Here is a 6,277-nt window from a genome sequence, read left to right on the forward strand (position 1 = left end):
AAGGGTGGCGCGACATCGAGAAGCTCGTCCGAGCTCTCACCGTGTCCGAAACCAGCGAAGAGGCGACTGCAAAGCGCGTCGCCTAGGATTCAAACCGGAGCCGCCGCTCAGAGAAGATCAACAGCGGACGGGACATCCCCGGACCATCGCCGGCTGCGCATCACTGTCTCTTACATCGCAAAAGGGTTGGCTCTCAGCGAACGCCACGTTCAACGGCTCTTGAGGAACCTGCAGGAAGAGGGCTATGTGCGGGTGCAGGTGATGTTCAGCGAGATGACGGAGATGGCTCTCGGCCTAGTGGTTACGCTTCAAGACGCGCTGTTTCCCGAGCACCGCGCGAAGCAATGGCCTGCGAGGGCAGAAAAACCAGGGCCGACATTTTGGTCAGACAATAAGGGGAAGAATCTTCTTCTTATAGACAGACGGCTCTGGGCGATCAAATGCATGGCGGGAGTCAAAAGGGCATGGCTGAATGCGACGACTTGGAGGGGTGAGCTCAGGTCTCGTCGCGTTGAGCTCGCGATTCAGCATGCGGGAGGGGGCTGATCTGGGGCCCGCCTTCCCCGACACATTCTCCGGGCGGGAATATCTTCGGGGAGTCGTAGCTTCCGCAGGACCTGCTTCAGCAACGGGGGATTCTAGATGCAATTAGCGAGCAGCATCGACGCCAAGCGTAGACGTTGAGGTGCTGGTCCCGTTGGTCCACGGGCCCGTTTGCTCGGCTGACTGTCGGCCGGTGGGCCGACGCGGCTGTGCGCGTCTTGGGTGCTGTGCGTTCTTGCGGGCCGTTCGAATCGCGAGTGGCAGGCTGCGGTTAGCCAAGCTGCGTGGTTCAGTCTGCTCATGAGCGAATGAGCCCATGCGCTGAGTCTCTTCTCGGCACGGGCGCAGATCTGCGAGGCGGCGAACTAACACAATGGCGCGTTGGCACGTTGACGTTCGCGCTTGACCTGTCGATCGTTTCATGAAACGATATTTGTTAGGGGAGAATGAGAGGATGAAACCAGTTCCAGTAGCATCAGTACGACGCGGCAGCGTCATCAGCATTGGCATGCAGAAGGGAGGCGTTGGCAAGACGACGAACGCTCTTCACATCGCTGCGGCGATGGCGGAGCGCGGTAGGCGCGTTCTTCTCTGGGATGTCGATGAGAACTACGGCGCGACCAAGATCCTGGGCGTGGCGGGCTCGGGGTTCTGGTCCACGATGGATGTCGTGTCAGGCGAGTGTTCAGTCGCGGATGCAATCATCGAGGCAGACACAGAAGGCGCTGAGGCCAGTGGGGGCGGCGGGCTTCCACCAAAGCTGGACTTCATCCCATCTTCCCGGGCGCTTCAGGGTCTCGAGCGAGCACTCCTTGCTACAGAGCGGTTGGGCAGTGAGTGTCTGAAGCCTCACGTCGAAGAGCTAAGGGGGATGGGGTGCTACGACTACATTTTCGTGGACACGGGCCCACACGCTTCGGCCACGACCCGAAGCGCCTATCTCGTCTCGGACTACTTCATCCTGTCCGTCACGCCTGACAAGCAGGCGATCGCCTCCCTCCCGGATGCCCTGAGGGACGTGACGAACGCCCGGCGGGCGGATCGTAACCCTGAGCTTCATCTCTTGGGCCTCGTGCTCTCGTGTATGGACCGGCGGACGACGCTGGCCAAAGAGTACGCGCGAGCGCTCGATGAGGGCTTCGTTGACCGTGAGGGCAGGTCGGTCAAGTTCCGGACGACGATCAGCAGCGCCGCTGCGGTCAACCGGGCCTACAGCCAGAACACGCTACTGCTCAAGTCGGAGCCGGCTCACCGCGTGAGCGAACAGTATCGAGAGTTGGCGGACGAGGTAGAAGCCCGAATTTCTGCGCACCGCGAAACACGCGTCGCTGGCTCGGAGCAGCCATTGACCCGTGGCGAGGCCGCCTATGCGTCAACGAGACGAGAGGGGAACGCAGGTCATGCGTAAGTCGCCACCACCACGAGACGCCTCGATTGATGTCTTCGATGAGGACTTGAAGCTGGCCCAGGAAGCTCTCGCTGTCGCGATGGGTTCGGAGAATCGGGGTGGCGAGGGGCAAGGAAGAGTGGCTGCTTCTTCCTCTGGGCCAAGTTCGATCCGGGCGTTGCCTGCCGAACATCCCGCCAGAGCTAGGCGCGCTGAGGCTGCTGAGGGGCAGACAAACCCAGCAACCTCGGATGGGTCCGAGGCGGAAGCAACGGACGCCCATCTCAAGTTCCGCGTCCGTCAGACGACGCGGACGCGTTTCGACTCCCTTAAGGCTGAGCTGAGTTGCGCTCTCGGAGGGGTCCGGTTGACGGATTCGAATCTGGGTCGCGCGCTGATCGATTGGTTCTTGGTCGAGGCTGGGGACCGATTGGTCGAGGCAGCGAAGGACGGCTCAGGTGTGCTTCAGCGGCCAGCGTCCGCCGACCTCATCGGGATGGCGGACTTCGACGCCGCGCTTCGCCACATGGTCGCGCGTGCGTTGACCGAGGGTGGGAGAGCCGTTCCGACACAGAAAGTGAGTGGTCGCTTTTCGGCGGACTAGCGCCGCCGCGATTGGCGAAATAGCGAGTTCCCGGCCACGAGCCTCTACTCCGTTGGTTTCGCCCGAGTCGAATCGAAGGGCGCCGAGTAACTCCCCGTGATTGTTGGTGTTTTTGATCCCGTCGGTCTAGTATCACGCGTGAGGACGAAAGTTCTCGGTGTGATTCAATGTGTGAGGGCCCATCTCGGGCCGGAGGGGATCGCGTGCCGACAGGGCGGTCCGGTGAGCAAACCAAAGACCTCATCCATGCAACAGGTCTCGCAGGCCTCCGCCATCGATCCGAGCTAGATAAGGCAGCTGCTGGGAGTCCGCTCGCCGCGGGCGCGTGGTCGAGGCCGTGACCGACGCATTCTTCGATAAGCCGATCCTCAACTCGCCCTACGAGTATCCCGCGAAGCATTGGGAGCTCGACGAGACAGGCCAGCCGACGAATCGGATCATTGAGAAGCGCCGCGAGGCGAAGTTCATCTCACCGATTCCAAAGCCCAAGCGCACGGGCAAAGCCAATGTCCAGAAGGACTTCGTCTTCGATGCGGAGGCGCAGGAGCTCTCCACCGGAGATCAGCAATACGACCCGACCCCTATCATCAATGACCTCCGGCGCCGGGTCGATCGCTGGCGGGAGATTCCCGATCCCGCCCACTGGCAGGTCACCCCGGAGACCAGCCGGCTGCTCCAGCACTGGCGGCACCATAAGTTCAACGCCATCCGGCCGTTCTTCTGCCAGGTCGAGGCGGCCGAAGCCGCAATCTGGCTCACCGAGGTAGCCCCAAAGCTGGGAAAGGAGGGGCGCCGGTTTCTGGAGCACCTCGACGTCGCCAACGAACAGGCGAACCCCGGCTTGCCGCGGCTTGCGCTCAAGCTGGCCACGGGGGCCGGGAAGACCACCGTGATGGCGATGCTGATCGCCTGGCAGACGATCAACGCGGTTCGCCGGCCCAATAGCAAGAGATTCACGCGAGGCTTTTTGGTCGTTACCCCGGGCATCACGATCAAGGACCGGTTGCGCGTACTTCAGCCGAACGACCCTGACAGCTACTACCAAAGTCGTGAGCTGGTGCCCGGTGACATGCTGGCGGATCTCGACCGCGCCAAGATCGTCATCACGAACTACCACGCCTTCAAGTTGCGGGAGACGTTAGACCTCTCAAAGGGCGGTCGGTCTCTACTGCAGGGCCGCGGTCCCACTCTTCACACCCTCGAAACCGAGGGTCAGATGATCCAGCGCGTGATGCCCGATCTGATGGGCATGAAGAACATCATGGTGCTCAACGATGAGGCGCACCATTGCTACCGCGAGAAGCCCGGAGATGACGACGAAGGCGACCTGAAGGGAGACGACAAGAAAGAGGCGGACAAGAACCGCGAAGCCGCTCGCCTCTGGATCTCGGGGCTAGAGGCCGTGCAACGCAAGATCGGGCTACACCGGATCCTCGATCTATCCGCGACTCCGTTCTTCATTCGGGGGTCCGGATACGCGGAAGGCACTCTATTTCCTTGGAGCATGAGCGACTTCTCGCTCATGGATGCAATCGAGTGCGGGATCGTCAAGCTCCCCCGCGTGCCGGTCGCCGATAATATCCCCGGCGGCGAGATGCCCAAGTTCCGCAACCTCTGGGAGCACATCCGCACGCGGATGCCCAAGAAGGGCCGTGGCAAGAGCAAGACGCTGGATCCCCTCAGCATTCCGGTCGAGCTCCAGACAGCCCTCGAAGCGCTGTACGGGCATTACAAGAAGACTTATGACCTCTGGCAGGAGGCTGGAATCGAGGTTCCCCCCTGCTTCATCGTCGTCTGCAACAACACGTCCACGTCGAAGATCGTCCACGACTACATCTCCGGATTTATCCGAGAGAACGAAGACGGAACAGAGTCTTTCGTGAACGGCCGGCTGGAGTTGTTCCGCAACTTCAACGACCACGGTGATCCCCTGGCTCGACCTCGTACGCTCCTGATTGACAGCGAGCAGCTCGAATCGGGTGAGGCTCTTGACGACAACTTCCGGAAGATGGCAGCGGATGAGATCGATCGATTCCGGCGTGAGATTATCGAGCGGTCTGGCGACGTCCGGCAGGCGGAGAATTTGACCGATCAGAACCTGCTCCGCGAGGTCATGAATACAGTCGGCAAGAAGGGTCGGCTGGGCGAATCCATTCGTTGCGTGGTTTCGGTTTCGATGCTGACCGAGGGATGGGATGCCAACACGGTGACGCATGTGCTCGGGGTCCGCGCGTTCGGCACGCAGCTGCTCTGCGAGCAAGTCATCGGCCGTGCGCTCCGGCGCCAGTCCTACGATCTCAACGAGGAAGGCCTCTTCAACGTCGAGTACGCTGACGTCCTGGGTATACCCTTCGACTTCACTGCGAAGCCGGTCGTGGCGCCGCCGCAGCCTCCGCGAGACACCATCCAGGTCAAGGCGATTACTCCCGATCGCGACGCCTGCGAGATCCGCTTCCCGAGGGTTGAGGGCTACAGGGTTGAGCTACCGGAAGAACGGCTTACAGCGGAGTTCAACGACGACTCGACGCTCCTTCTGACGCCGGAACTCGTGGGTCCTTCGGTCACGCGGAACGAGGGCATCATCGGTGAGGGTGTCGACCTGAGCCTCGAGCACTTGGAGGACATGAGACGCTCCACCTTGCTCTTTCATCTAACGAAGAGACTGTTGGAGACGAAGTGGCGCGATCCAGGCGAGGAGCCGAAGCTGCATCTCTTCGGTCAGCTCAAGCGAATCACTCGCCAGTGGCTCGATAAGCACCTCGTCTGTAAGGGCGGAACCTACCCGGCCCAGCTTATGTACCAGGAGCTGGCTGATACGGCCTGCAATCGAATCCACGCAGGAATCGTCAGCACGCTAGTGGGGAAGCGACCGATCAAGGCGGTGCTGGACCCCTACAATCCAACGGGGTCAACTCTGCACGTCAACTTTAATACGTCGAAGAAGACCCGCTGGAAGACCGATCCGCGGCGCTGTCATATCAACTGGGCGATCACGGATAGCGATTGGGAAGCCGAGTTCTGCCGCGTTGCAGAATCTCATCCGAGGGTCCGAGCCTACGTGAAGAATCACAACCTCGGTTTCGAGGTGCCCTACCGGCTTGGATCCACGGCCCGGAAGTATCGGCCCGACTTCATCGTTCTGGTCGATGAAGGGCGCCCGTCAGTTGGCCAGAAAGACGATCCCCTTCATCTAGTCATCGAGATCAAGGGCTATCGCGGTGAGGACGCGAAGGAGAAGAAGTCGACGATGGATACCTACTGGGTTCCGGGCGTCAACAACCTGGGTGCCTACGGCCGATGGGCGTTCGCAGAGTTCACAGATGTGTACGAGATAGAAGCTCACTTCAACGAGATCGTTGAGCGCGCAATCGGGGCTCGCGCCAAGACATCCGCGGACTCAGGGGAGTAGGGACAGACCATGGCGGCGAGAAAAAGCAAGGCGGCGAAAAGGAAGCGGGCCGCGAAGGGATCCCGGAAGAAGGTCGAAACCCTTACGCACGAGGAGGCATCGCGGACCAACATTCCCACGGCCGAGTATCAGTCCGTGATGGACGGCGCTGAACAGAGTCCCATTCGCATAGCCTACGATCGACGCAACCGAGACCTAGCCCCAATCCGTCATTGGATCCGGGCCCCTGAGGGTATCGGTCCGGGTCAGGCGGCGAGTTGTTCGATGGCCCGATTGAATCGTTGGCGGGTGGAGGCCTCGGCAGCGATCCGCAGCTCGGCGCGCCCCTGAGGCC

The 6,277-nt window shown here is 61.1% G+C and carries 3 protein-coding genes; all 3 read left to right on the plus strand.

All coding sequences use genetic code 11. The features are described 5' to 3' along the window. Window positions 1-1,051 precede the first annotated feature (1,051 nt). The 3 genes from GY937_06910 to GY937_06920 all read left to right on the plus strand — a co-directional run bounded on the left by GY937_06910 (window position 1,052) and on the right by GY937_06920 (window position 5,943). Window positions 1,052-1,951 (plus strand): ParA family protein, encoded by a 900-nt coding sequence (locus GY937_06910; GenBank protein MCP5056444.1) that lies wholly within the window; start codon window positions 1,052-1,054, stop codon window positions 1,949-1,951. Between the two features lie 346 nt (window positions 1,952-2,297). Beyond that, the gene (locus GY937_06915) at window positions 2,298-2,534 is read left to right on the plus strand and encodes a hypothetical protein (GenBank protein MCP5056445.1); all 237 of its coding nucleotides are present in this window, start codon (window positions 2,298-2,300) and stop codon (window positions 2,532-2,534) included. A 337-nt stretch (window positions 2,535-2,871) separates the two neighbouring features. Continuing rightward, a complete protein-coding gene (locus tag GY937_06920) occupies window positions 2,872-5,943 on the plus strand; it encodes a DEAD/DEAH box helicase family protein (GenBank protein MCP5056446.1) in 3,072 nt (1,023 codons plus the stop codon). Window positions 5,944-6,277 lie beyond the last annotated feature (334 nt).

It is taken from the genome of bacterium, assembly GCA_024228115.1.
Lineage (GTDB): Bacteria > Myxococcota_A > UBA9160 > UBA9160 > UBA6930.

What these genes read in the sequence shown, in the direction of transcription:
- GY937_06910 (MCP5056444.1), top strand. Translation starts at nt 1,052, where the DNA reads ATGCAGAAGGGAGGCGTTGGCAAGACGACGAACGCTCTTCACATCGCT.